This window comes from Gelidibacter algens, from assembly GCF_001678675.1.
Lineage (GTDB): Bacteria > Bacteroidota > Bacteroidia > Flavobacteriales > Flavobacteriaceae > Gelidibacter > Gelidibacter algens.
In genome coordinates, this window is the sequence record NZ_LZRN01000120.1 from 1 (window position 1) to 1,032 (window position 1,032).

Below are 1,032 nucleotides of genomic sequence, written 5' to 3' on the forward strand. Positions count from 1 at the left end.
TGTCTTATTTGTTTTTTTTTCGTTATTGAACATAGCTTTTAATTTGACTGCTAAAATGCTTTTGTAAAGAGTCAAATATAATATGTAATTGTAGTAAACATAGATTTTATCGTCTTAATGAAGATTTTTGAGGTTTAGTTGTTCCGATATTTTTTATTAACTAAAGATGAATTCTACTTCATATCGATGCAACCTAAATCACTTTTTCAACATGGTAATTCGAGGTTTCATTGAATATTACATTTTACTTAAATTTTCCCAATTCAGTCCTTTAAAACATGGACCTTGCACTGTCTGGTGAAATCTTATACCGTTATGACCTCCATTCAGTTCTATTAATTTAACCTGATTATAAGCATCTATAATTATATCCCATCCAACACATCTTACAAAAGGAATTCGGGCATGAAGTTTTTTTACCTCAACTAAACAATCGTTAAAGAAAGGTAGTGTCTTTCCTGAAAATGACAATTTACTGTCTGGGAGTTCTTTTGTAGAAGACCAATCTGGAAAATATGCATCTTCATATAGCCTACCATCTTTAATATCAATGGGAATTTTAATTGCAGAGGAAGTCTGAACATGAGTATCCTTCTCTCGTCCAAATTTGAAAAAACCTGCTCTTGCATTAATATCGCCATTATCTTCAGAGGTCGTTGTAATTCGAATAGTTGCTACAGAGGAATTATTGAAGTCCGAAAAAAATGGATGTTGTTCTATATAGATTTGAAAGACGCCATTTCCTAGACGTTTTATTACCTTTATATCAAAAGATTTTTCATCAAAAATATAAATTCCTTTTCCTTGAAATGAATTTTCTACCTTATAAACAACTTTTTTATTCTTAGTAAAAAGTAACTTTTTTAAATTTTCGTCATTTATTATTTGAAAGTTTGTATTCAAAAACAAGTGATTTACATAGTAAGAGATATCCAAAGAATCAGACTTTTCCAACAATCTACTTATTACTGCATTTCTATTACATACATTTCCATAGTAACCATTTATACTTGGAACAACAACAGTTCCATA

Annotated in this window: 1 protein-coding gene; it reads right to left on the bottom strand. The window is 29.4% G+C overall.

Translation table 11 applies throughout. From position 1 onward, the window contains the following. Window positions 1-237: 237 nt before the first annotated feature. Window positions 238-1,032, bottom strand: a 795-nt coding sequence (locus tag A9996_RS19370; protein ID WP_083994046.1) for a sugar-transfer associated ATP-grasp domain-containing protein, incomplete at its 5' end; no start/stop codon positions are given.